Origin of the sequence: Streptomyces atroolivaceus, from assembly GCF_000717025.1 — a bacterium.
Taxonomy (GTDB): Bacteria; Actinomycetota; Actinomycetes; order Streptomycetales; family Streptomycetaceae; genus Streptomyces; species Streptomyces atroolivaceus.
In genome coordinates this window covers 215,725-238,420 of sequence record NZ_JNXG01000007.1, presented here as the reverse complement: position 1 = coordinate 238,420, position 22,696 = coordinate 215,725, and the positions used below count along the sequence as shown (strand labels likewise).

23 protein-coding genes are annotated in these 22,696 nt (G+C 72.4%); 12 read left to right on the top strand and 11 right to left on the bottom strand.

Going from position 1 to position 22,696, the window contains the following annotated elements:
• Positions 1-2: 2 nt before the first annotated feature.
• The 3 genes from OO67_RS17165 to OO67_RS17155 form a co-directional block, all read right to left on the bottom strand.
• Positions 3-791 (bottom strand): SGNH/GDSL hydrolase family protein, encoded by a 789-nt coding sequence (locus OO67_RS17165; protein WP_033301320.1) that lies wholly within the window; start codon positions 789-791, stop codon positions 3-5.
• Between the two features lie 160 nt (positions 792-951).
• On the bottom strand, positions 952-1,824 hold the full coding sequence (locus OO67_RS17160) for an undecaprenyl-diphosphate phosphatase (protein ID WP_033301159.1): 873 nt from the start codon (positions 1,822-1,824) through the stop codon (positions 952-954).
• A gap of 172 nt (positions 1,825-1,996) precedes the next feature.
• Entirely contained in the window at positions 1,997-2,743 is a 747-nt protein-coding gene (locus tag OO67_RS17155; protein WP_033301156.1) for a TVP38/TMEM64 family protein, read from the bottom strand.
• Between the two features lie 49 nt (positions 2,744-2,792).
• Between OO67_RS17155 and OO67_RS17150 the strand changes: the two genes are divergently transcribed.
• The 4 genes from OO67_RS17150 (at position 2,793) to OO67_RS17135 (ending at position 6,802) form a co-directional block, all read left to right on the top strand.
• Positions 2,793-3,512: a DNA alkylation repair protein gene (locus OO67_RS17150; RefSeq protein WP_033301319.1), complete on the top strand. Its 720-nt coding sequence runs from the start codon at positions 2,793-2,795 to the stop codon at positions 3,510-3,512.
• Between the two features lie 315 nt (positions 3,513-3,827).
• Complete coding sequence (gene tuf / locus OO67_RS17145; protein WP_033301154.1) at positions 3,828-4,997, top strand: elongation factor Tu; 1,170 nt, start codon at positions 3,828-3,830, stop codon at positions 4,995-4,997.
• 70 nt (positions 4,998-5,067) lie between these two features.
• Positions 5,068-5,916, top strand: a complete 849-nt coding sequence (locus OO67_RS17140) for a patatin-like phospholipase family protein (protein ID WP_033301151.1) — start codon at positions 5,068-5,070, stop codon at positions 5,914-5,916.
• Positions 5,917-5,956: 40 nt separating this feature from the next.
• Positions 5,957-6,802: a spermidine synthase gene (locus OO67_RS17135; RefSeq protein ID WP_033301149.1), complete on the top strand. Its 846-nt coding sequence runs from the start codon at positions 5,957-5,959 to the stop codon at positions 6,800-6,802.
• Here OO67_RS17135 and OO67_RS17130 read toward each other — a convergent pair.
• Together OO67_RS17130 and OO67_RS17125 are read right to left on the bottom strand one after the other, a co-directional pair.
• Positions 6,764-8,077 carry an MFS transporter gene (locus OO67_RS17130; RefSeq protein ID WP_033301146.1) on the bottom strand — a complete coding sequence of 438 codons (1,314 nt, stop codon included), beginning with the start codon at positions 8,075-8,077 and terminating at the stop codon, positions 6,764-6,766. The two genes, OO67_RS17135 and OO67_RS17130, sit on opposite strands and share 39 nt — an antisense overlap.
• Positions 8,078-8,143: 66 nt before the next feature.
• A complete protein-coding gene (locus OO67_RS17125) occupies positions 8,144-9,184 on the bottom strand; it encodes a DUF8017 domain-containing protein (RefSeq protein ID WP_033301144.1) in 1,041 nt (346 codons plus the stop codon).
• Positions 9,185-9,293: 109 nt separating this feature from the next.
• On the opposite strand from OO67_RS17125, the gene OO67_RS17120 reads away from it, so the two are divergent.
• Positions 9,294-9,731, top strand: a complete 438-nt coding sequence (locus OO67_RS17120) for a DUF4442 domain-containing protein (protein WP_033301142.1) — start codon at positions 9,294-9,296, stop codon at positions 9,729-9,731.
• A gap of 129 nt (positions 9,732-9,860) precedes the next feature.
• Complete coding sequence (locus OO67_RS17115) at positions 9,861-10,523, top strand: DedA family protein (RefSeq protein ID WP_033301140.1); 663 nt, start codon at positions 9,861-9,863, stop codon at positions 10,521-10,523.
• A 56-nt stretch (positions 10,524-10,579) separates the two neighbouring features.
• Here OO67_RS17115 and OO67_RS17110 read toward each other — a convergent pair whose 3' ends face one another.
• Positions 10,580-11,113, bottom strand: a complete 534-nt coding sequence (locus OO67_RS17110) for a gamma carbonic anhydrase family protein (RefSeq protein WP_033301137.1) — start codon at positions 11,111-11,113, stop codon at positions 10,580-10,582.
• Positions 11,114-11,259: 146 nt separating this feature from the next.
• On the opposite strand from OO67_RS17110, the gene OO67_RS17105 reads away from it, so the two are divergent.
• On the top strand, positions 11,260-12,012 hold the full coding sequence (locus OO67_RS17105; RefSeq protein WP_033301136.1) for an acyltransferase: 753 nt from the start codon (positions 11,260-11,262) through the stop codon (positions 12,010-12,012).
• Positions 12,013-12,092: 80 nt separating this feature from the next.
• Here the strand turns inward: OO67_RS17105 and OO67_RS17100 are convergent, their stop codons facing one another.
• Positions 12,093-12,959, bottom strand: coding sequence for an EamA family transporter (locus OO67_RS17100; RefSeq protein ID WP_033301135.1), 867 nt, complete (start codon positions 12,957-12,959; stop codon positions 12,093-12,095).
• Between the two features lie 92 nt (positions 12,960-13,051).
• Here OO67_RS17100 and OO67_RS17095 point away from each other — a divergent pair, with 92 nt between their 5' ends.
• Positions 13,052-13,639 carry a helix-turn-helix domain-containing protein gene (locus OO67_RS17095; protein ID WP_033301133.1) on the top strand — a complete coding sequence of 196 codons (588 nt, stop codon included), beginning with the start codon at positions 13,052-13,054 and terminating at the stop codon, positions 13,637-13,639.
• A 673-nt stretch (positions 13,640-14,312) separates the two neighbouring features.
• Here the strand turns inward: OO67_RS17095 and OO67_RS17090 are convergent.
• Together OO67_RS17090 and OO67_RS17085 are read right to left on the bottom strand one after the other, a co-directional pair.
• Positions 14,313-15,125: an AAC(3) family N-acetyltransferase gene (locus OO67_RS17090; protein ID WP_033301132.1), complete on the bottom strand. Its 813-nt coding sequence runs from the start codon at positions 15,123-15,125 to the stop codon at positions 14,313-14,315.
• A 116-nt stretch (positions 15,126-15,241) separates the two neighbouring features.
• Entirely contained in the window at positions 15,242-15,658 is a 417-nt protein-coding gene (locus OO67_RS17085) for a CoA-binding protein (protein ID WP_033301130.1), read from the bottom strand.
• A gap of 82 nt (positions 15,659-15,740) precedes the next feature.
• Between OO67_RS17085 and OO67_RS17080 the strand changes: the two genes are divergently transcribed.
• The 3 genes from OO67_RS17080 to OO67_RS17070 all read left to right on the top strand — a co-directional run bounded on the left by OO67_RS17080 (position 15,741) and on the right by OO67_RS17070 (position 20,723).
• Complete coding sequence (locus tag OO67_RS17080) at positions 15,741-16,376, top strand: YigZ family protein (RefSeq protein WP_033301128.1); 636 nt, start codon at positions 15,741-15,743, stop codon at positions 16,374-16,376.
• Positions 16,377-16,509: 133 nt separating this feature from the next.
• Positions 16,510-17,676 (top strand): exonuclease SbcCD subunit D, encoded by a 1,167-nt coding sequence (locus OO67_RS17075; protein WP_033301126.1) that lies wholly within the window; start codon positions 16,510-16,512, stop codon positions 17,674-17,676.
• Positions 17,673-20,723, top strand: coding sequence for an AAA family ATPase (locus OO67_RS17070; protein ID WP_033301124.1), 3,051 nt, complete (start codon positions 17,673-17,675; stop codon positions 20,721-20,723). The genes OO67_RS17075 and OO67_RS17070 overlap by 4 nt, the downstream gene beginning before the upstream one ends.
• On the opposite strand, the gene OO67_RS17065 is transcribed toward OO67_RS17070, so the two are convergent.
• On the bottom strand, positions 20,713-21,159 hold the full coding sequence (locus OO67_RS17065; RefSeq protein WP_033301122.1) for an Lrp/AsnC family transcriptional regulator: 447 nt from the start codon (positions 21,157-21,159) through the stop codon (positions 20,713-20,715). The two genes, OO67_RS17070 and OO67_RS17065, sit on opposite strands and share 11 nt — an antisense overlap.
• Positions 21,160-21,253: 94 nt before the next feature.
• Here OO67_RS17065 and OO67_RS17060 point away from each other — a divergent pair, with 94 nt between their 5' ends.
• Positions 21,254-21,739: a rhodanese-like domain-containing protein gene (locus OO67_RS17060; protein ID WP_033301119.1), complete on the top strand. Its 486-nt coding sequence runs from the start codon at positions 21,254-21,256 to the stop codon at positions 21,737-21,739.
• A gap of 54 nt (positions 21,740-21,793) precedes the next feature.
• Here OO67_RS17060 and OO67_RS17055 read toward each other — a convergent pair whose 3' ends face one another.
• A complete protein-coding gene (locus OO67_RS17055) occupies positions 21,794-22,663 on the bottom strand; it encodes an ATP-grasp domain-containing protein (protein ID WP_033301116.1) in 870 nt (289 codons plus the stop codon).
• Between the last annotated feature and the right edge of the window lie 33 nt (positions 22,664-22,696).

Below are 22,696 nucleotides of genomic sequence, written 5' to 3'. Positions count from 1 at the left end.
GCTCAGTTCCCGGACACGGCGGCGCTGAAGGCCGGGAGATACGCGGACTCGTGGCCCTCGGCCGTCGGGTGGACGTTCGAGCCGCTGATCCACGCGTCGCTCGTACAGATCTCGTGTCCCGCGAAAGCGGGCCGGCCGTCCGCGAAGGCGAATCCGGCCGCCGCCGCACGGCCCGCGATCGTCTCGTTGAGAAGATCCGAACCCTGGTTGACGGCCGTGCGCTTGGCGGAGCTGAGCCCGCCGAGGCAGAGGCCGCCCTCCTTGTAGAGGTGCGGGTACCCGACGATGACGACCTCGGCGTGGGGCGCCCGGGCGCGGACGGTCGCGTAGAGGCTGTCCAGCTCGCCCGGCAGCTCGTTCACCACGTACTCCCCGGCCGTTCTCAGGGCCCGCTCGCAGGCCGACTGGGTGGAGTACTGACAGCTGAGCATGGTCGAGGCGAAACCGGAGTCGTTGCCCCCGATGCTCAGGCTGACCAGGGTGGTGTCCTCGTCCAGCTCGTCCACCTGGTCAGCGAGCACGTCAGGGATCTTCGCACCGCCGCAGGCGGCGAAGGAGAACGCGGCCGGGTCGTTGGCGTCGGCCCAGAGAGCCGGATAGGCGTTGCGGCTGCGGGTGCACGCGATGTCGGAGTAGCTGCCGGCGCCGGTACCGGAGGCGTACGAGTCACCGAGGGCCACGTAGCGCACGTCGGCCGCGGCGGCCGCGGTCGACGAGGCGGATGCCGGGACGGCGACGGAGGCGAGCGCGAGGGCCAGCAGAGCGGAGCCGGCTGTACGGGGCAGGGGCATGGGGATCTCCGTGGTGTGGGAGCGAGGACGGCCGGTGCACGGCTGCCGCGTGACGGCCGTGACCACGCCCAACTTCCCGCTCCCGTGCCCGCGCGTCATCGGTGAAATGACCGACTCCCGGACCGGCCCGGTCCGGGAGTCAGGGCGGAGCAGCCGTCTCTCAGCCGGCGGACTCGCCCGCGTCCGGGCTCAGTACGCCCGCACCGACCAGGACGAAGATGACGATGCCGAGGATCACCCGGTAGATGACGAACGGCATGAAGCTCTTGGTGGTGATGAACTTCATGAACCACGCGATGACCGCGTACCCGATCACGAACGCGACGATCGTGGCGAAGACGGTGGGCCCCCAGGAGACGGGGCCTTCCCCGGCGTCCTTGAGCGTGAACAGGCCGGAGGCCAGGACGGCGGGCACCGCCAGCAGGAAGGAGTAACGGGCCGCGGCCTCGCGGGTGTACCCCATGAGCAGACCGCCGCTGATGGTGGCGCCCGAGCGGGAGACGCCCGGAACCAGCGCCATGGCCTGGCAGAAGCCGAAGATCAGACCGTCCTTGACGCCCAGCTCCTTGAGCGACTTGCGCTCCTTGACGGCGCGGTGCTTGCCGCCCGCCTCGTCACGGGCCGCGAGGCGGTCGGCGATCCCCAGGACGATACCCATGCCGATCAGAGTGGTCGCGATCAGGCGCAGGTCGCGGAACGGACCTTCGATCTGGTCCTTGAACGCGACGCCGAGCACACCGATGGGGAGCGAGCCGATGATGACCAGCCAGCCCATCTTGGCGTCGTGGTCGCTGCGCATCGAGGCGTCGGTCAGCGACCTGAACCACGCGGAGAGGATCCTGCCGATGTCCTTGCGGAAGTAGATGAGGACCGCGGCCTCCGTGCCGATCTGCGTGATGGCGGTGAACGCCGCACCGGGGTCCTGCCAGCCCGCGAACGCCGCGGTCAGCCGCAGGTGCGCGCTGGAGGAGATCGGCAGGAACTCGGTCAGTCCCTGCACGATGCCCAGGACGAATGATTCGAACCAGCTCATGGGGCTTTGGCCATCCCGGAGGTACTCATGCAACGGCCGACGGACGCGAGGGCCGTCGGCGGCGTGCGGATGCGGTCAGAAAGGGGGGACGGGACGCCACGGCCCCGGACATCCTCTGTCGGTTGCGCGCAGCGTATCGCCTGCAGGTGAACAGACTTCCGCCTGCCCCTTGCTACGCCCCGCCGCCCGCCTCCGGCGACGAGACGCCTTCCGCCCCGCCCAGCCGATGCCGCCTGCGCCACGCCACCAGTGCCGCACCCGCGCCGGACAGCACGATGAAGCCCATCGCGGCCAGGAACACCGGTGACGTCGGGGAGGAAGCCGTGCTGCCCGCGATGACGTACGCGGCGGTGTTCGGGATCGAGCCGAGCCCGGTGGCGAGCAGGAACGGCGGATAGCCCATGCGGGAGGTCGCCGCACAGTAGTTGGCCGCGGCGAACGGCACCCCGGGGAAGAGCCGCAGCGCCAGCATGGACCTGAACCCGTGACGGCTCAGCAGCCCGTCGGCCGCCTGGAGGTACTTGCCGCGCAACAGCGTGCGGAGTGCGTCCTGCCCCAGCACCCTGCCGAGGAGGAAGGAGACACCGGCACCGAGGACGGTGCCGGCCAGCGCCGCCGCGAGACCGGTCTGTGCCCCGAACAGCGCACCGGCGGCCAGGTTGAGGAGCGGGCGTGGCACGAAGGCCACCGTGCACACGCCGTACACGAGGCCGAACAGCATCGCCGCGGCGGAACCAGTCAGTTGGGGTGGCCAGCCGGAGGCCAGCAGTCGCTGTGGTTCGAACTGCAGCATGGTGACGGCGGCGGCCAGCAGGACCGCCACGAGCAGGGAGAACCGGGACCAGGGGGACAGCAGCGCCCTCGTACAGCGCACTGCGAGGCCGCCGGAGGGCCGTGTTGCGGGGACGGGGTCGAACATCTGGGGAGCGTAACCGAAACCGCTGTGTGATCGTCGTAATGTGGACGCCATGAGTCCATCGGCACACTCGCACCCCGTGGTGCCGGAGAGTGCCCTCGCCGACACCGTACTGGGCCGGCTCACCACGCTGTACCCCGCCGCGGCCGACCCCGAACGGGCGGCTCGCGCAGCCGCGTACATGAAGAACATCGCCCCCTTCCTCGGTATCGCCACCCCGCAGCGCCGACTGCTCTCGCGAGAGGTTCTCCACGGCGTCGGACGTCCGGACGAGGCGGACTGCACCGCGGTCGCCCTGCGGTGCTGGGCTCTGCCGGAGCGCGAGTACCAGTACTTCGCGACTGATTTCCTGCGCCGCCATGTGGCCCGCTGCTCGTCCGGATTCCTGCCGGTCCTGCGCCATGTCGTCGACACCGTGCCCTGGTGGGACACCGTCGACCTGCTCGCCGTGCACGTCGCGGGGCCTCTCGTGGCGGTCGATCAGGGGCTCCGTGTCGCGATGGACCGCTGGATCGAGGACGACAGCGTCTGGGTCACCCGTACGGCGCTGCTCCACCAACTGCGGTACAAGGAAAGGACCGACACGAAGCGGCTGTTCGGCTACTGCCTGCTCCGCGCGGAGCACCCCGACTTCTTCGTCCGCAAGGCGATCGGCTGGTGCCTGCGCGAATACGCCAGGACGGACCCGGAGGCCGTACGCGACTTCGTCGGCGGCGCGCGGGACCGCCTCTCGCCGCTCTCGGTGCGCGAGGCGCTCAAGAACATCGGCTGAGCCGGGTCGGCGGGCCCGCGCGAAAACCATTCGACGCCGCCGTGCCGCTCCGCCATGATCAGGGGCATGTTCCGGTACGCCTTCCTCGCAGCGCAGTCCGCAGTCGCGGACACGCCGAAGGCTGCCGTGAGCCCCGCGACCGCGTGCACAGCAGCGGTCGCAGCAGCAACTGACGCAGCGTCCACCGCTGCCGCGGCGCCCTTCGGCGGCGCCCGAAGCTGACCCTCCCCCGACAGTCCGGCGGACCCCGTGAGGGGAGGGTCGGCGGGGCCCTGGGGTCTTCTCTCTTCAGCTTCGAAATCCAAGGATCGAGCCATGCCCAAGACGGCATACGTGCGCACCAAGCCGCACCTCAACATCGGCACCATGGGCCACGTCGACCACGGCAAGACCACTCTGACCGCCGCCATCACCAAGGTGCTCAGCGACCGCGGGACCGGCACGTTCGTGCCGTTCGACCGGATCGACCGGGCCCCCGAGGAGGCGCAGCGCGGCATCACCATCAACATCTCGCACGTCGAGTACGAGACCGACACCCGGCACTACGCGCACGTCGACATGCCCGGACACGCCGACTACATCAAGAACATGGTCACCGGAGCGGCCCAGCTCGACGGGGCGATCCTCGTGGTGTCCGCGCTCGACGGCATCATGCCGCAGACCGCGGAGCACGTCCTGCTGGCCCGTCAGGTCGGCGTCGACCACATCGTCGTCGCCCTCAACAAGGCCGACGCGGGCGACCCCGAGCTCACCGACCTGGTCGAGCTGGAGGTCCGCGAGCTGCTCTCCGCGCACGGTTACGGCGGGGACACCGTGCCCGTCGTGCGGGTCTCGGGGCTCGGCGCGCTGCAGGGCGACCCACGCTGGACCGCGGCCGTCGAGGGGCTGCTGGACGCCGTCGACACGTACGTACCGATGCCGGTGCGCTACACCGACGCGCCGTTCCTCCTGTCCGTGGAGAACGTGCTCACCATCACGGGCCGCGGCACCGTCGTCACCGGAGCCGTGGAGCGCGGCACCGTGCGCGTCGGGGACCGCGTGTCGGTGCTCGGCGCGGACGTCGAGACCGTCGTCACCGGCCTGGAGACCTTCGGGAAGCCGATGGAGTCCGCGGAGGCCGGCGACAACGTCGCGCTGCTGCTGCGCGGGGTCGAGCGCGACCGGGTCCGCCGCGGGCATGTGGTGGCGGCGCCCGGCAGCGTGACACCGAGCAGGCGGTTCACCGCTCAGGTGTACGTCCTGTCGGCCCGGGAAGGGGGCCGGACCACACCGGTCACCACCGGATACCGGCCGCAGTTCTACATCCGTACGGCGGACGTCGTCGGAGATGTCGACCTCGGCGAGGCGGCGGTGGCGCGGCCCGGTGACACGGTCACCATGACCGTCGAGCTGGGACGTGACGTCCCGCTGGAGTCCGGCCTCGGCTTCGCCATCCGCGAGGGCGGCCGGACGGTCGGCGCCGGTACGGTCACCGCCCTCCTCTGAGGGCACGTGTGCGGCCCGCCTTCCCGACCCCGGGAGGGTGGGCCGCGTCTTCTGGGGCAGACTGGGGCGCATGGCAGACACAGCACTCGTACTGGGTGCCGGAGGCGTCACCGGCACCGCCTGGGAAAGCGGCATCCTGCACGGGCTCGCCAAGGCGGGCGTCGACCTCTCCACCGCCGATCTGATCGTCGGGAGCTCGGCGGGTGCCATCGCCGGGGCGCAGCTCGCGTTCGGACCCGCCGGCATCGGTGATCTCTACGAGCGGCAGCTCGCCGCCCCGGAGAACGAGAAGGCGGCCGGCAGGCTCGGCCCCGTCACCGTCCTGCGTTACGCGAGAGCGGTGCTCTCCTCCCGGACGCCCGAGGAGTACGGCCGGAGGCTGGGCGCCCTGGCCCGGGACAGCCGGCCCGGCGCGGCCGCGGACGAACGGCGGGAGATGATCGCGAGCCGCCTTCCGTCGTCCGAATGGCCCGGACGGCACCTGCTGGTCACCGCCGTGGACGCGTCCACCGGCGCGCTGCACACCTTCGACAGCACGGGCTCGGTCACGCTCGCCGACGCCGTCACGGCCAGCTGCGCGATCCCGCTGGTCTGGCCCGTGGTCAGTGCCGGAGGGGGGACCTGGATCGACGGGGGCGTGCACTCCCCGGCCAACGCGCACCTCGCTGCCGGCTACGAACGCGTCGTCGTGATCGCGCCCACCGCCAGTGGCAACAAGGTGATCGTCTCGCCCCGCGCGCAGGCCGCCGAACTGGAGGCCGCGGGCGCCCGCGTCGAGGTGATCACTCCGGACGCCGGCACCCGGAGGGCCATCGGCCGCAACTCGCTGGATCCCGCACGCCGGGCCGCGGCGGCCCGGGCCGGCCTCGCCCAGTCCGCCGCCCACACCGAAGCGGTCGCCGCGGTGTGGAACGGCTGACCCGGCGGGGACGGGGCCCGGCGCCCGGCACAATGGGGGCGTGAACGAGCCGATACCCGTGATCCGCGACACCGACTGCGGCACCGCCAGGCTGCTGCCCGACGTGGACCGGGACCGGGCCTGGCTGCTCACGGTCGACGGCGCCCCGCAGTCGTACGTCGATCTCGACGAGCCGGAGCACCTGGAATTCGAGTACGTGCGACGGCTCGGCCACGTCGTGGACCTGGCCGGCGCCCCGGGGGATCCGCTGGCCGCGGTGCATCTCGGCGGCGGCGCGCTCACGCTGCCCCGCTACGTCGCGGCGACCCGGCCAGGCTCCGGCCAGGACGTGGCCGAGGCGGACCGAGGGCTCGTCGAGCTGGTCGGGGAGTACCTGCCGCTGCCCGAGGGGGCCGGAATCACCGTGCACGGCACCGATGCCCGGGTATGGCTCGACGAGGCACCGGCGGGTTGCGCCGATCTCCTGATCGCCGATGTCTTCGGCGGCGCGCGGGTGCCGGCGCACCTCACCTCCGTCGAGTACGCGCGGGCCGCCGGGCGGGTCCTGCGGACGGACGGCGTCTACGCGGCCAATCTGGCCGACAGTGCGCCCTTCACCTTCCTGCGCTCGCAACTGGCCAACTTCGCCGAGGTGTTCGACGAGCTCGCCCTCATCGCCGAGCCGGCCGTCCTGCGCGGCCGGCGCTTCGGCAACGCGGTGCTGCTCGCCTCGCGCGCCCCGCTCGACATCGCGCCGCTCACCAGGCTGTGCGCCGCCGACGCGTTCCCCGCGCGGGTCGAACACGGAGCGGCGCTCACCCGGCTCATCGGCGATGCGAGGCCGGTGCGGGACAGTGAGGCCGTGGCCTCACCCGAGCCTCCCGACGGAGCCTTCAGCATCGGCTGACCCGCTGGACGAATGCTCCGGAACGCTGATCTTCCTGACCGAGCTGCGGCGCGTCAGGTTCCGGACGTCCGGAACGAGCAGCACGCCCGCCGTCACCAGCACGATCAGTGCGGCACAGCCCCACAGGGCCTCGCTGCGGCCGACGAGCGTCTCCACCGGGCCGGCTGCCGCCGTGGCCAGCGGCACCATCGCGACCGAGCCGAACCAGTCGTACGCCGCGACGCGGGACAGCTTCTCCTCGGGGATCTCCTGGTGAAGGGCCGTCATCCAGGAGACCCCGAACACCTCGATGGCGACCCCCGTCACGAACATCACCGCGCAGAGGCCGGCCACCGGCAGCGGGATGGCGAGCGCCGCGGACGGCAGGGCGAGGGGGAACACGCAGAGCGTCCCGGCCAGCAGCAGCCGCCGGGGTTTCCACCGCATCATCAGCAGCGCCCCGCCTACGGTGCCGACCCCGAACGCGGCGAGAGCGAACCCCCAGGGGCGGGCGCCACCGAGCTGGTCCCGCGCCACCAGCGGCCCGTACACCGCCTCGGCGGCCCCGACGACCGCCACGACCACGGAGAACTGCAGCACGACGGCCCAGAGCCAGGGGCGCCCGGCGACCTCCTTCCAGCCCTCGCGAAGGTCGGCGAGCAGTCCGCCACCCGGTGCGCGCGGGGGGATGTGGCTCACGTTCAGGAAGGCCCGCAGGCCACCGGCCATGGCGAACGCCGCCGCGTCGACCGCGAGCACCCATCCCGGGTCCATGGCCGCGATCATGGCACCGCCGAGGGCCGCGCCACCGATGGCGGCACCGTGCATGGACATCCGGAAGAAGGCGAAGGCCCGGGCCGCCTGTTCAGCACTCACGCTGGACAGCAGCATGCCCTCGGCGGCCGGGCCGAAGAAGGCCTGCCCGGTTCCGCAGAGCGCCGTCAGCAGCATCATGTGCCACAGTTCGGCGTCGCCGGTCAGCACCAGCCAGGCGAACGCCGCCTGTGAGACGCAGTTGAGCGTGTTCGCGGCCACCATCACCCTGTGACGAGGCAGCCGGTCCGCGACCGCACCGCCGATCAGCAGGAAGAGCACCAGCGGCGCCGTACGCGCTGCGGCCACGAGGCCGACGTCGCCGCCGTCGCCGCCCGACTCCAGAACCGCGAACGCCGCCGCGATCAGTGCGCCGTTGGTGCCCAGGCTCGTGATGATCGCGGCGGCGGTCAGCAGACCGAAGTTGCGGCCCGCCGGCACGGGGCGGAGGGCGGGGGAGGGGGAGGGAGCGGCGGAAGTCACCAGGGGACTATCCCCGCCCCGGCCCCTTCCCGCCAAATGGAGGGACCCGGTCTGTGCGCCGGAGGGTCAGGACGCCGTCTCCGCGCCTTCCGCCAGACGTACCGTGCTGAGGATCTTCTGGATGGTGGCGTCCGGGAGTTCGTCGTCGACACCGGCGCTGGCGTGGAGGATCCAGGACGAGTACTCGCCCTTCGCGTTCTTGAAGCTGAAGGCGGTCGACTTGCCGTCGGTGTCGCACTTGTTCTTGTTGGCCAGCCCGGTGGCGGTCGCCGTGACGACGCTGCCGGAAAGGCCCGACTTCGTCGTGTACGGCTCGGCCTTACCGATCTTGACCTTCTCCTTCGGGTCCTCCTGCGCATAGGCGGCCCAGACCCAGTTCGCGGCCTCGTTCCTGGCCGCCTCGTCCGTGCTCTTGGCTCCCTGGCCGCCCTTGGTGCCGACACCGGCCAGGCCGGTGTCCTCCTTGGTGCCGTCCTTGTCCGTGTCGTCGACGCACCACTTGCTCTTGTAGTGCGCGGGCGCGGAGAAGCCGACCGCCGGCGGGCCGGTGGGGTCCTTCACGTCCTCGAATCCCGAGATCACGCCGGTACCCGAGACCTCCCAGTCGCCGGGCACGTCGAACTGCGTGCCCCACTTGGGATTGGTCACGACCTTCCAGCCCGGAATCGTGGGTGCCGCCTCCTCACCGCCCCGCGGGTTCTCCGCGGGGGAGGACGTGGCGTCGGACGGCTTCGCGGACGGTGACGTGGACGCCTTGCCGCCGGCCACCTCCGAGCCCTTGTCGTCGTCCTTGTTCATGACGACGACACCGGTGACGACCGCCGCGACGACGACAGCGGTGGCCGCCAGGACGGCGACGAGGGTCGTCTTCTTCCTGTCGTCCGGCTGCGGGCCGCCGGGTCCGCCCGGTACGGCGTACTGCGGCACGGTGGGCTGCTGGTACGGGTTGGGCTGCGGGTACCCCGGCTGCTGCCCTGGGTGACCCTGCTGCTGATATCCCGGCTGCTGGTAGGGATTCGGCTGTTGGTACCCCGGCTGCTGGTACGGGTTCTGGTTCTGGTCCTGCGGGTTCTGCTCGCCCCCGGGCGGCTGCTGTCCTGGCCACATGGCCAGTAACCATAGAGGGGTGGGGAGCCCTCTGCTACGGGCGCCCCTGTGAGGGGATGGTCAAAGAGTGCTACTCGTTAGTAACATAATCGCCATGAGCACTGAAGAGATGACAGTCGGCGACATCCTGTCCGCGAGCGTCCCGATGGTCCGGACCCTCGGGATCGAGTACCTGGAGACGACCGCGGAGCGCGCCGTCCTCTCACTCCCGGACCGCGCCGAATACCACAACCACCTCGGCGGCCCTCACGCCGGAGCGATGTTCACGCTCGCCGAGTCGGCGAGCGGCGCTGTCGTCGTCGCCGCGTTCGGCGACCAGATGACCCGGGCCGTTCCGCTGCCCGTCACCACGGAGATGGCCTTCAAGAAGGTGGCCATGGGTGCCCTCACCGCGACCGCGGCGCTGGGCCGCCCCGCGGCCGAGGTCGTCGCCGAGCTGGACGAGGGGAAGCGCCCGGAGTTCCCCGTCAGCGTCGAGATCCGGCGCGCCGACGGTGCCGTCACCAGCGAGATGAGCGTGGTCTGGACGCTGCGTCCGAACCGCTGACCGCCGCCCGGCACCGCGCGCCCCGGCCGACGGGCCGCGGAGGCCGTTCCGGCCGTCCGGCCCGGTAGGCTGCCCGCCGTGCACCACCCGTGGTGCACGACCGCAGATCTCTTACGGGAAGGACCCGCGTTGCACGTCCAGGAGTGGCTCGAGACCGTCCCCGCGGTCAGCATCTACCTCCTGGTGGGGGTCGTCATCGGACTCGAGAGCCTGGGCATTCCGCTGCCCGGCGAGATCATCCTCGTGAGTTCGGCGCTCCTCGCCTCCCAGCACGGCGACATCGACCCCGTGGTGCTGGGCGCCTGCGCGTCGGCGGGGGCGATCATCGGTGACTCGATCGGCTACGCCATCGGCCGCAAGGGAGGCCGCCCCCTGCTCGCCCGGCTGGGTGGGAAGTTCCCCAAGCACTTCGGGGAGCCCCAGATCGCCCTCGCGGAGCGCTCGTTCGAGAAGTGGGGCGTATGGGCGGTCTTCTTCGGCCGCTTCGTCGCACTGCTGCGGATCTTCGCGGGCCCGCTGGCCGGTGTCCTGCGTATGCCGTACTGGAAGTTCCTGATCGCCAACGTACTCGGCGGGATCGTCTGGGCCGGCGGCACCACCGCCGTCATCTACTCGGTGGGAGTCGTCGCCGAGGCGTGGCTCAAGCGCTTCTCGTGGCTGGGGCTGCTGGCGGCCGTCCTGATCGGTGTGATCTCGATGCTGGTGCTGAAGAACCGCGCCAAGAAGGCCGCGGGCCAGGCCGACCGCCCGGTGGCGGTACCCGAGCGGGACGTGGTCCCCGCGACCGACTGACGTGGCGCTGCCCGGGCCCGGCCGGGTCCGCCCTGTCCGGGCGGGCCGTGTGAGAGTCAGTCCCGCTGGTGCGCTGCGCGGTGGGCCTTCGCCAGCTCCACGTAGCCGGCAGCGTTGAAGGCGATGCCCTCGCGCTCCTCGGCGGTCAGCTCGCGCTTGACCTTGGCGGGTACGCCGGCGACGAGGGACCCCGGCGGAACCCGCATCCCCTGCGGCACGAGTGCCTGGGCCGCGATCAGTGAACCCGCCCCGATGTGTGCGCCGTTGAGTACGGTGGCGCCCATGCCGACCAGGACGTCGTCCTCGATGACGCAGCCGTGCAGCACGGCGTTGTGACCGACCGAGACCCTGGCGCCCACCGTCAGCGGGAAGCCGGGGTCGGTGTGCACGCTGCAGTTGTCCTGGATGTTGCTGTCGGGTCCGAGGGAGATGGGGCCGCCGTCGCCCCGCAGTACGGCGTGGTACCAGACACTGGAGCCCGCGGCCATCGACACCTCGCCGATGACGACGGAGGTCGGTGCGAGGAAGGCGTCCGGATCGACGTCCGGCTCCTTCCCGCCGACGCCGGTGACCAAAGCCCGTTCTGTCATCGCCTGCTCCTCCGGTGGGGTGTGGCGCTCGGCGCCCCTTGCTCCGCACGAACCGTAATGGACGGCCCCGGTGACCTGGGCCGGTGGGGTGAACATCACAGCTGGTCGCGCGGATCGGCTCCCGCCGGGAGGACTACCTTGGGCGGGTGCCGAAGATCCGGAACTTGTTCTCCTCCCTGGCCCTCCGGCGGCGTGCCGTCACATCCCGCGCCGTTCACCGTGTCTGGGCATGGGCGCAGGAATCGGGAGCGGTCACCGCGCAGCACCCCGGACGGCTCCGCTTCGGCCGTATCGGAACGGGTACCCGCCTCGCCTTCCCGCAGGGCACGGTTTTCGGGGAGCCGTGGATCGAGCTGGGCGACCACTGCATCATCGGTGAACAGGTGACGCTCACGGCCGGTCTGATGCCCGATCTGGATCTCGGATCCGAACCCATCCTCTCCCTGGGGGACGGCGTGGTGCTGGGCCGGGGCAGCCATGTCATCGCCGACACCTCGGTGGCGATCGGCTCGGACACGTACTGCGGTCCGTACGTCTACATCACCTCCACCAACCACAGTTACGACGATCCGCACGAGCCGGTCGGCAAGCAGTGGCCGCGCATGGAGCCCGTCGTGATCGGGCCGGGGTGCTGGATCGGCACCGGAGCGGTGATCCTGCCGGGAGCCAGGCTCGGCCGCAACGTGGTGGTCGCGGCGGGAGCCGTCGTGCGGGGAGAGGTGCCGGACCACGCGGTGGTCGCGGGGGCGCCGGCCCGGGTGGTGCGGAGCTGGGATCCGGAGAAGGGCTGGCAGCCACCGCTGCGTACCCCCGCACCGGTGCCGATCCCCGAAGGGGTCACGCCCGAGCAGCTGGCCGCTGCGGCGCTGCTGGTGGAGGACCCGGACGACAGGGCCTGAGCTTCTGGCCGACGGGTCGGGCCGGGCCGTGGAGCGGCGCCCGCCTGTGCCGGACCGGGGTCCGTCCTGTACGTGCTGCTTCAGCCGGTCGCCAGCAGGACCGTTCCGAGCAGCGCCAGGCCCGCCCCCGCCGCCTGCACACCGCGCATCCGCTCACCCAGAACGCTCCGCGCCGCCAGCGCCGTCACCACCGGATACAGGGAGGCCAGGACGGCGGCCACGGTGACCGGGCCGTGCTGAGCGGCGATGGAGTACGTGCCGTTGGCCGCGACATCGGCGAGCCCGACGAAGGCCAGGGCCGGCAGAGCCGCCCGTACGACGCCGATTCCGCCTTCCTCCGGCAGCGCGCGGCCGCCGCGGCGCACGGAGACGTACAGGGCCGTTCCGCCGACCGCGATGTTCGTCATCCGCTGGACGAACAGGGCGAGGAAGAGTCCGGTCACGGTCGTGGACGCCTCCGCGATCAGTGCCATGACCGCTCCGAATCCGAACGCGGCCAGCAGGGTCAGCAGGACCGCCTGGCGTTGCACCGGTGCGCCACGCAGCTGAGGCCCCCCGGCCAGGACGACCCCCGCGACGGCGACGACCACTCCGGCGACCTGCAGCAGTCCTGGCCGCTCCCCGACGAGCAGGCCCACTGCCACCGGGACCGCCACCCCGAGGGAGCCGAGCGGGGAGACCACGCCCATCGGGCCGAGTGCCAGGGCCTTGTAGAAGCTCAGCATCGCCACAGGGCCGACGGCCCCCGCCGCGACCGCGAACCAGAGCCGGCCCCCGGCCTCGCTCCACGCGCCGGTCGCGATCACCACCACCCCCAGGACGACGGCGGCGATGCACTGCGACACGACCACCACGGTGAGCGCCGGGGCGCGCCGGGTGAGCAGTCCGCCGCCGAAATCGGCCAACCCCCACAGCAGGCTTGTGGCCAGGGCGAACAGTGCTGTCATCGGGCGCCTCGCAGTACAGTGCCGTGGTCGGTGGGTACGCCACACCGTAGTGCACTATTTTCAACTCTGTCATACAGAATATTGGACGGAATGTGTCTGACCTCGATCAGCTCACCCAGTCGCTCGCTCGCAATCTCAAGCGCTGGCGAGGCGAGCGCGGCTTCACCCTGGACGCTCTCGCGGCCCGAGCGGGGGTCAGCCGTGGCATGATCATCCAGATCGAGCAGGCACGCACGAACCCGAGCGTCGGCACCACCGTCAAGCTCGCCGACGCGCTCGGCGTCAGCATCACCACACTGCTCGACTACGAGCAGGGATCCCAGGTGCGGCTGGTGCCGGAGAGCCAGGCGGTGCGCATGTGGTCGACGGAGGCCGGCAGCTCGACCACGCTCCTGGTGGGCACCGAGGCCCGGGGGCCGATCGAGCTCTGGTCCTGGCATCTGATGCCCGGCGACGGCAGCGCTTCCGACCCCCATCCCGAGGGGACGGTGGAGCTCCTCCACGTCACGGCAGGTGAGCTGACCCTGATCGTCGACGGTGAGGTCCACGTGGTGCCCGCCGGCACCTCCGCCACGTTCGAGGCCCATGTGCCGCACAGTTACCGCAACGACGGCTCCGAGCCGGCCGATCTGACCATGGCGGTCTCCATTCCCCCGGTCGTCCGCCGTGAGAGCAAGTGAGCGGTTGGTGCGGGCTGTTGGCGTGAGCGGCATGCGCGCATCCCTGGGGGTGAGCGGCGATACCCCCCCTGGGTGAGTGGTGAGGCCTCACCGGCCGCCCCGACCGGCTGGACGGCCTGCTCGCCCCGCCCGTCGCGAACGCGGTGGCGGCCGATCGGGTGGCCTGCCGGCTGACCGTGCCGTGCGGGGCGCCGGGCCGCCCTGCCGGACGCGGGCGTACCGGAGGGCCTCGGTGCCGGAGGGCGCCCGGTGTCCGAAGTGGCCCCTCAGGGCGTCAGACCAGGGGAGGGTTCGGGTGCGGAGGCGCCCGGACGGCCCCCTTGAGCAGGTTGATGGTGCGTTCGTGGACGTCGCCCACCCGGTCCGTGACGCGCACCCTGACCAGTATCCCGCCGGCCTCTCGTCGCCGCTTCCGTCAGCCGGCCGATGAGGAGGTTCCGGCTGGGCAGAGGCAGGCCCGGCCCCATCCGGACGAGATCGAAATCCGTGCCGTCCGTGAGCCCGCGCGAGGTGATCAGCCGCACCGTCTCCTCCCGGCTCGCCCACCTCTCGGATCCCGCAGGCCGCCTCCCGGCGTCGGGCAGGGCGAACTCGACGCGGTAGCCGATGCGGTCCACGACGGCGACGTCCTGCGCCGCGTTGAGAGGGCCCGACACGTGCAAGGGAGGAACGGTCAACTCATCCGGCTGCGACGGCCCTTGAGCCATCCCGTGGCGAAGTCCACGGCTGTGCGGAGAGGGAACAGGTGGCTCCGGGCGGTGCCCACCCGGCCGGTGCCCACCCTCCCGGCCCGAGCGTGGACGAAGTCGTCACCCAGAGCGGCGAAGTCGCTGTCGTCCAGGACGATGTCCTCGTACTCCCACCACCCTCCTCCTCCGCCCTCCGACGCCACCACGCAGCGGTAGAGGCGCCGGGGCGGGGCGGGGCGGCGGTACTCCGCGAGGTGGAAGGCGGTGCAGCTGCCGAAGCCCGTGCCCAGCAGCAGGACCTGTGCGTCGGCCTCGTACAGCCGGGCCAGGGGGGACGCCTCGCCCAGGTGGCAGTCCTGGCGGTGCCCCGCGAGCAGCTGGGCCGCCGCAGGGCCGAGCGCGGCGAACGAGGTCTGCGGGTGGGTGCTGCGCAGCGCGCCGGGAGTCAGCCGCACCACTTCGGCGAGCGCCCCCATCGTGGGTGCGGGAGAGGCCGCCGGGTCGAACGCCGGCATCGAGGCACGCACCTCGGCGCGTGCCTCGTCACTCAGGCCGCGCACACGGTCCAGGAAGGAGCGCGAGGTGTCGGAATTCTCCGGAGTGAAGGCCGGGACGACCAGCGTGCCCTGCGGCCCCAGAGCCCGGCGCAGCGCGTCGGCCATGCTCCGGGCGTCCCCGCCCACGGAACGCATCGATGCGTGCACCAGCACCACACCACCCTGCCGTACGCCGAGCTCGTACAGCTGGGCGGCGGCGCGTTCACCGCCGAGGAGGGGAGGCTGTGTCACAGGCCGCATTCTCCCGCGCCGGGACTCTTCGCGACACCACGCCTGGGGCGCCGGGCCGGTGTTCCCGACGGAGCCGCGTCATCGCGCGGGCGGGGCCGTGGGGACGCCGGGCGCCGGAGCCCGGGTCAGCGGCGAAGGCCCAGGCGGGGTATCTCGATCGCCGGGCAGCGGTCCATCACCATGGCGAGGCCCGCCTCACGCGTGCGCTCGTACGCCTCCTCGTCGATCACACCGAGCTGGAACCAGACCGCCTTCGCGCCGGCCGCCACCGCCTCGTCGGCCACGCCGCCCGCCAGCTCGCTGTTGACGAAGACATCCACCACATCGACGGGGAAGGGTATGTCCGCCAGCGAGGCGTATCCCTGTTCGCCGTGGACCGGCTCCGCCTTGGGGTGGACGGGCACCACCCTCTTGCCGAAGCGCTTGAGGACCTCCGCGACCCCGTAGGCCGCGCGGGCGCGGTTGCCGGACAGGCCGACCACCGCCCAGGTGTCGCCCGTGTCCTGGAGGATCCTGCGAACCGTCTCATCGTCTGCGTACATGCCCGGACAACGGACGGTCACGCCGGACCATTCCCCACGGGAGGGTGAGGGTGCCGGGCGGACCGGCGCATAGGGTGGACCGATGCAGGAGCAGTACCGGACAGTCGCCCGCGCGGGCGTGCACGAGACCGAGGTCAGCCGATCGCGTTTCCTCTGCGCGCTCGCCCCCGCCGCCACCGAGCAGGAGGCGCAGGAGTTCGTCGCGCGCATCCGCAAGGAGCACCCCACCGCCAACCACAACTGCTTCGCCTACGTCATCGGTGCCGACGCCGCCGTGCAGAAGGCCGGTGACGACGGGGAGCCCGGCGGAACCGCCGGCGTCCCCATGCTGCAGATGCTCCTGCGCCGGGACGTGCGGTACGCCGTCGCCGTCGTCACCCGCTACTTCGGCGGCGTCAAGCTCGGCGCGGGCGGACTGATCCGGGCGTACGGAGGAGCGGTCGGTGAAGCCCTCGACGCGCTGGGCACGACCACCCGCCGACGGTTCCGTCTCGCCACCGTCACGGTGGACCACCAGCGGGCGGGCAAGCTGGAGAACGATCTGCGGGCCACCGGCGTGGCCGTGCGTGACGTCAGCTACGCGGAGGCGGTGACCATCGGCATCGGGCTGCCGGACGCCGACGTGGACGGGTTCACCGCGTGGCTGGCCGACGCCACGGCAGGCTCCGCGACCCTCGAACTGGGTGGCGAGGCGTACGGGGACGTCCGGACCGGATGAGGGATCCGGGGCCGCGCGGCATTAGCGTGGTCGGGCCTGACACGGATCTCCCGTGGCGGGCGGGTGCCGGACCGGTGCGGTCCCGGGGGCGGAGGAAGTGGAACATGCGTGTCGTAGCCGTCGGAGTGATGTCGTGAGGATCCTGCACACCTCGGACTGGCACCTGGGCAGGTCCTTCCACCGCGTTTCCATGCTCGACGCCCAGGCCGCCTACCTGGATCATCTCGTCGAGGCGGTGCGGGAACACTCGGTGGACGTGGTCGTCGTGGCGGGCGACGTCTACGACCGTGCCGTACCGCCTCTGTCGGCCGTCCAGCTGTTCGACGACGCGCTGCACCGGCTCGCCGCCGCCGGGGTGCCGACCGTCATGATCTCCGGGAACCACGACTCCGCCCGCAGGCTCGGTGTCGGCGCGGGTCTCATGGCACGTGCCGGGATCCACCTGCGTACCGACCCCGGCGACTGCTCCACCCCGGTCGTGCTGCGCGACACGCAGGGCGACGTGGCGTTCTACGGACTGCCCTATCTGGAACCCGCCCTCGTCAAGGACGGCCTGGGCGCCTCGAAAGCGGGGCACGAAGCCGTCCTCACGGCGGCCATGGACCGGGTGAGGGCCGACCTCGCGTCCCGGCCGGACGGCACCCGGTCCGTGGTGCTCGCCCACGCGTTCGTGGCGGGCGGTGAACCCAGCGACAGTGAACGCGACATCACGGTCGGCGGCGTCGCAGCCGTCCCCGCCGGGGTCTTCGACGGCGCCGACTACGTGGCGCTCGGCCACCTGCACGGCTGCCAGACGGTCACGGAACGCGTGCGCTACTCGGGGTCGCCGCTCGCGTACTCCTTCTCCGAGCACGCGCACCGCAAGACGATGTGGCTGATCGACCTCGGCGCCGGCGGAGACCTCGTCGCCGAACGCGTCGACTGCCCGGTCCCGCGCCCGCTCGCACGGCTGCGCGGCCCCCTCGGGACGCTGCTCGAGGACCCTGGCCTCGAACGGCACCGGGGTGCCTGGGTGGAAGCCACCCTCACCGACCCGGCGCGGCCCGCCGACCCGATGGCCCGCCTGCTCGAGCGCTTCCCGTACACCCTCAGCCTGGTCTTCGACCCCGAGCGTGCCCCCGAGGACCCCCTCGCGTCGTACGCCCAGCGGCTCCAGGGACGGGACGACCAGCAGGTGGCGGAGGACTTCGTGGCCCATGTACGCGGCGGGAGCGGCCCCAGTGCTCAGGAGCGGACGGTGCTGCGCGCCGTCTTCGACGACGTACGGGTCGGCGACGGGATCGACGAGGTGTCCCGATGAGGCTCCACAAGCTCACCCTCACCGCGTTCGGTCCCTTCGGGGCCACTCAGGAAGTCGACTTCGACGCGCTGTCCTCGGCCGGGATCTTCCTGCTGCACGGCCCGACCGGCGCGGGCAAGACCTCCGTACTCGACGCGGTCTGCTACGGCCTGTACGGCGCGGTGCCCGGCGCGCGGCAGAGCCCCGGTACCTCACTGCGCAGTGACCACGCCCCGGTGGACCGGCCGACCGAGGTGTGCCTGGAGCTGACCGTCGGCGGGCGGCGGCTGGAGGTCACCAGGCGCCCGGCCCAGCCCCGCCCCAAGAAGAGGGGTGGCGGCTTCACGACCGAGAAGGCGCAGAGCTGGCTCCGCGAGTACGACCCCGAGCAGGGCTGGAAGGCGCTCAGCCGCTCCCACCAGGAGATCGGCGAGGAGATCGGCGGGCTCATGGGGATGAGCCGGGACCAGTTCTGCCAGGTGGTGCTGCTGCCGCAGGGCGACTTCGCGCGGTTCCTGCGCGCCGACGCGGAGGCACGCGGCAAGCTGCTCGGCCGGCTGTTCGACACCCGCCGTTTCGCGGCCGTCGAGGAGCGCCTGGCCGAACTGCGCCGTGCGGCCGAGGCCCGGGTGAAAGCCGGGGACGAGCAGATCCTCGCCCTCGCGCAGCGGATCGCGCAGGCGGCCGGGCCCGCGGCCGAGGAGGCGGCGCTGCCCGAGGAGCGGCCCGGGCAGCCCGGTCTCGCCGAGGGGGTCCTGCAGTGGGCCGCCGTCGCGCGCAGCGGAGCCCGTGAGCGGCTCGACATCGCCGAGTGCGTCCTGGCCGAGGCCGAGGGCCGGAGCGCCGCCGCGCGCCACGCACTCGAGGCCGAGCGCGAACGTGCCCGGTTGCAGCAGCGGTACGCGGAGACCCGGCGCCGCGCCGCAGGGCTGGAGGACCGCCGCGCGGAACGCGACCGCTGCCACGAACAGCTGGCCCGCGCGCGCAAGGCGGACCTGGTCGCCCCGGCGCTCGATCTGCGCGACGAGGCCGAGCGGGCCCACCGTACGGCCGTCCGTGCACGCGAACGGACCCGTGCGGGGCTGCCTCCCGAGCTGGCGGAGGCGAGCCTGGAGCAGCTGGCCGGCAGGGAACGCGGGATCCGTGCGGAACTGGGCGCACTCGACGCCGCACGCCGCGCAGAACGGCGCAGCGCCGAGATCGAGGCGGAACGAGCCGGCCTGGACCGGCAGTCCCGCTCCGACGACGAACTGATCCAGGAGACGGCGGAGTGGCTGAGCGGGTGGGACGCCACCCACCGGGGTCTCAGGGAACGCATCGAGACGGCTCAGGATGCCGCGACCCGCGCGGAACAGCTGGCCGGCCGGCTCGAGCCCGCGCGCAGGAGGCTGGAGGCGGCGCGCCGGAGTGACGCTCTCGGCGTGCAGGAGGGCGCTGCGGCGGCGGCCCTGACCGCAGCCCGTGAGCAGGCGGTGGACGCCCACGAGAAGTGGCTGGCACTGCGGGAGCAGCGGCTGCGCGGCATCGCGGCGGAACTGGCCGGTCAGCTCGTCGACGGCGTGCCCTGCACGGTGTGCGGCTCGGCCGAGCACCCGGAGCCGGCCCGCGCGGAGGCCGGCCACGTGGACCGTGCCACCGAGGAGGCGGCTCTCGCCGCCCACCAGCGGGCCGACCGGGCCCGGGCGGAGGCGGAGAGCGAGCTGGGGGTCCTGCGCGAACGGCTCGCGGCGGCGCGGGCGGAGGCGGCGGGCCCGGAGGCCGGAACCGGCACCCCCGGACCGGACCGGACCCCCGCTTCCGTGGCCGGCCTCAGGGCCGCCGTCGACCGCCTGACCCGGGAGCACGCGGAGGCGCACCGGCTGGCCGCAGGAGCGCACGCGGCCAGAGAAGCCCTCGCGGCCGCCGAGCGTGAGCACCTCGGCCGGCTCGACGACCGGCAGCAGGCGGAGCGGCGTGCGGCTGCCCGTACCTCGCAGCGGGAAGCGCTCGACCGTGAACAGGCTGTCCTGGAAGCCGAGTTGGTGAAGGCTCGCGGGGACTGTGCCTCCGTCGCCGAGCACGCCGGACTGCTGGAGCGCCGTGCCGGGCTGCTGGCCGAGGCGGCCGAAACGCTCCGTGCCGAGCAGAACGCCGCCGAACGGCTCAAGGAGGCCGACGGCAGGCTTGCCGACGCCGCCTTCCGGGCCGGCTTCGACACCCCGCAGGCCGCCGCCGCGAAGCTCCTCGGCGACACCGCGCAGCGGGAGCTGCAGCACCGGATCGACGCCTGGCAGACGGAGGCCGCCACGGTCGCCGACCGGCTCGCCGAGGAGGACGCCCGGGCGGCAGCCGGCCGTCCGCCCGCGACACCTGACGCGGCGCAGGCGGCGTACGACCTGTCCGCGAAGTTGCTGCGCGCCGGTGCCGCCGCCCACGCTGCCGCGCAGGAGCGCGGTGCGGAGCTCGGCCGGCTCTCCCGCCTCGCCGAGGAGGAGGTGCGCGCTCTGGGGCCGCTGCGCCAGGAGCACGAGAGGGTGGCCCGTCTCGCCGGACTGGCCGCGGGCACCTCCGCGGACAACGAGCGCAAGATGCGGCTCGAGGCGTACGTGCTGGCGGCCCGCCTCGAGCAGGTGGCCGCCGCGGCGACGGCCCGCCTCCAGCGCATGTCGGCGGGCCGCTACACGCTGGTCCACTCCGACGAGCGCAGCGGGGGCCGCAGGGCGGGGCTCGGCCTGCACGTCGTCGACTCGTGGACGGGCCGGGAGCGCGATACCGCCACTCTGTCCGGCGGAGAGACGTTCTTCGCCTCGCTCGCCCTGGCCCTCGGCCTCGCCGATGTGGTGACGGACGAGGCGGGCGGAGTGCGTCTGGACACGCTCTTCATCGACGAGGGCTTCGGCAGCCTCGACGACCAGACGCTCGACGAGGTGCTCGACGTCCTGGACTCCCTGCGCGAACGCGACCGCAGTGTCGGCATCGTCAGCCACGTGGCCGACCTGCGCCGGCGCATCCCCGCCCAGCTCGAGGTGGTGAAGGAACGGCACGGATCGGCGGTGGTCCACCGGGCGGTCGGCACGCTCAGCGGCTGACCGCCCGGCGCGGGAGAGGCGAGGAGTACACGATGCTGGTGGTCACGGAGCCGAGGGCGCCGATCCTCCCCGTGACCTGCTCCAGATGCCTCATCGACCTGGCGGTCACCTTGAGCACGAAGCAGTCGTCCCCGGTCACATGATGGGCCTCGACGATCTCGGGCGTCGTGTCCGTCAGATCGTGGAACGGCTTGTAGTTGCCGTTCGGGTAGCGCAGTCGTACGAGGGCGAGGATCGGGAGGCCCAGCCGTTCCGGGTCGACCACTGCGGCGTACCCGCTGATCACCCCCAGTTCCTCGAGCCGGCGCACCCGCTCCGTGACGGCGCTCGGGGACATCGCCACGGCGCGGGCCAGTTCCGCGAACGTCACGCGTCCGTCGCGTTGCAGTACATCGAGGATGCGCCAGTCCGTGGCGTCCGGGGAATACTCGGTCATGGCCGCCAGACAACAGGGAAATCCCTTGTCCATCAAGCGATGTGCCGGGGATCACGCCTTCCGGAGAGGGCGAGGCGGCCGTAGATTTTTGGTCATGACCTCACAGAACGTCACCATCGCCAACTCCGTCCTCCGGGTACCACCCGCCTCCCCGGCGGCCGCCGTCGCGTACTTCGGCGCATCGCTCGCCTTCCACGCGGACGTGTCCGATGTGGCCGCCGCCCTGGAGGCCGGCGGCGACCCTGGATTCGTCGTGCTGGACTCCCGGTCCACCGCGTCCTGGGACCAGGGCCACGTCCCCGGCGCGGTGCACCTGCCGACCGCTCTCATCGCCGAGCAGGCCGCCGGACTTCTCGACCCGGCCGTCCCCGTGGTCACCTACTGCTGGGGGCCGGGCTGCAACGGTGCGACCCGGGCCGCTCTTGCGCTCGCCGAACTCGGCTACCGGGTGAAGGAGATGCTCGGCGGATTCGAGTACTGGGTGCGCGAGGGGTTCGCCTTCGAGACCTGGGAGGGACCGGAGCGGCGCGCCGCCGACGCGCTCACCGCGCCCGTGGGCGCCGAGGACTGCGGCTGCTGATCCGGCACGTCCCGCGGACCGTCCCGGTGCGGGCTCGGGGAACGCGGGAAACGGTCAGGGCCGGAGGAGGGCTTCGAACAGGCTGCCGCCGTCGTCGCCGGCGGGCAGGCCGCTTACCTGGCCGTCACCGACCTCCACCACCCGCCACGTCCCGTCCTCCCGCAGCGCCATGTCGGTGGTCACCCACCGGCAGCCGAGAGCGCGCACGGCCTCGCCGACGGCGTCGAGGCCGGGCGACGGCAGTCGGTCCGGCGTGTCCGGGTGAGCCGTCACCCGCACAGCCTCGCCGTCCACCCACCACACACGTGCCTCGCCGCCCGGCACGAACGGCTCGTACGCCCGCAGCACCACTCCGCCGGCCAGGAAGTCCCCCTGCAGTTCGAGGAATCGGCCGACGACGGAGGCGAGCCGGTCCGCATCCCCCAGTTCCGGAACGAAACACGCCTCGTGCCATTCGTGCTTACGGGACTTCACGAAGTCCTTGACGATGCCGGGGCCGGGAGCGAGAGCCCCGGCGAGGCGCGACCAGACGGAGCCGTCCGGCAGGGCCTCCCCGGCGGGCAGTGCCCGCCAGACGCTGCGCGGCGTGAGCTCGCTGAACGCCTCGTACCAACCAGGGAGTTCGTGAGCTGTGCGGTACGCGGAGGCGTCGGTGAGCAGAGAACAGCCACGGGCGGACAGGGCGCGCTCCAGCTCCGGGTACCGCGCGGGCGGAATCATCCAGCCTCGGTACCAGTACGGCCCCGAGTCCCGCCTCACCCCGCCGACGGCGCTCTCCGCGTCCCCGGCGAGCAGTGCGTCGTGATCCACGAGGGCGGTCTGCGCGCCGGCGCGCCGGGCCGCAGCCGCCTCCTGGGCGAACTGGGGGTCGGGGAGCCGCGGACGCAGCGGGTCGCAGCAGAACAGGAAACCGGGCGGAGTCATGCGGGTGGACCGTTCTTCGGACTGTCGGCGGCG

Coding starts and splice junctions, on each gene's coding strand:
- OO67_RS17165 (WP_033301320.1), bottom strand. CDS start 791: ATGCCCCTGCCCCGTACAGCCGGCTCCGCTCTGCTGGCCCTCGCGCTC.
- OO67_RS17160 (WP_033301159.1), bottom strand. CDS start 1,824: ATGAGCTGGTTCGAATCATTCGTCCTGGGCATCGTGCAGGGACTGACC.
- OO67_RS17155 (WP_033301156.1), bottom strand. CDS start 2,743: ATGTTCGACCCCGTCCCCGCAACACGGCCCTCCGGCGGCCTCGCAGTG.
- OO67_RS17150 (WP_033301319.1), top strand. CDS start 2,793: ATGAGTCCATCGGCACACTCGCACCCCGTGGTGCCGGAGAGTGCCCTC.
- tuf (WP_033301154.1), top strand. CDS start 3,828: ATGCCCAAGACGGCATACGTGCGCACCAAGCCGCACCTCAACATCGGC.
- OO67_RS17140 (WP_033301151.1), top strand. CDS start 5,068: ATGGCAGACACAGCACTCGTACTGGGTGCCGGAGGCGTCACCGGCACC.
- OO67_RS17125 (WP_033301144.1), bottom strand. CDS start 9,184: ATGTGGCCAGGACAGCAGCCGCCCGGGGGCGAGCAGAACCCGCAGGAC.
- OO67_RS17120 (WP_033301142.1), top strand. CDS start 9,294: ATGACAGTCGGCGACATCCTGTCCGCGAGCGTCCCGATGGTCCGGACC.
- OO67_RS17110 (WP_033301137.1), bottom strand. CDS start 11,113: ATGACAGAACGGGCTTTGGTCACCGGCGTCGGCGGGAAGGAGCCGGAC.
- OO67_RS17100 (WP_033301135.1), bottom strand. CDS start 12,959: ATGACAGCACTGTTCGCCCTGGCCACAAGCCTGCTGTGGGGGTTGGCC.
- OO67_RS17090 (WP_033301132.1), bottom strand. CDS start 15,125: ATGCGGCCTGTGACACAGCCTCCCCTCCTCGGCGGTGAACGCGCCGCC.
- OO67_RS17085 (WP_033301130.1), bottom strand. CDS start 15,658: ATGTACGCAGACGATGAGACGGTTCGCAGGATCCTCCAGGACACGGGC.
- OO67_RS17080 (WP_033301128.1), top strand. CDS start 15,741: ATGCAGGAGCAGTACCGGACAGTCGCCCGCGCGGGCGTGCACGAGACC.
- OO67_RS17070 (WP_033301124.1), top strand. CDS start 17,673: ATGAGGCTCCACAAGCTCACCCTCACCGCGTTCGGTCCCTTCGGGGCC.
- OO67_RS17065 (WP_033301122.1), bottom strand. CDS start 21,159: ATGACCGAGTATTCCCCGGACGCCACGGACTGGCGCATCCTCGATGTA.
- OO67_RS17060 (WP_033301119.1), top strand. CDS start 21,254: ATGACCTCACAGAACGTCACCATCGCCAACTCCGTCCTCCGGGTACCA.
- OO67_RS17055 (WP_033301116.1), bottom strand. CDS start 22,663: ATGACTCCGCCCGGTTTCCTGTTCTGCTGCGACCCGCTGCGTCCGCGG.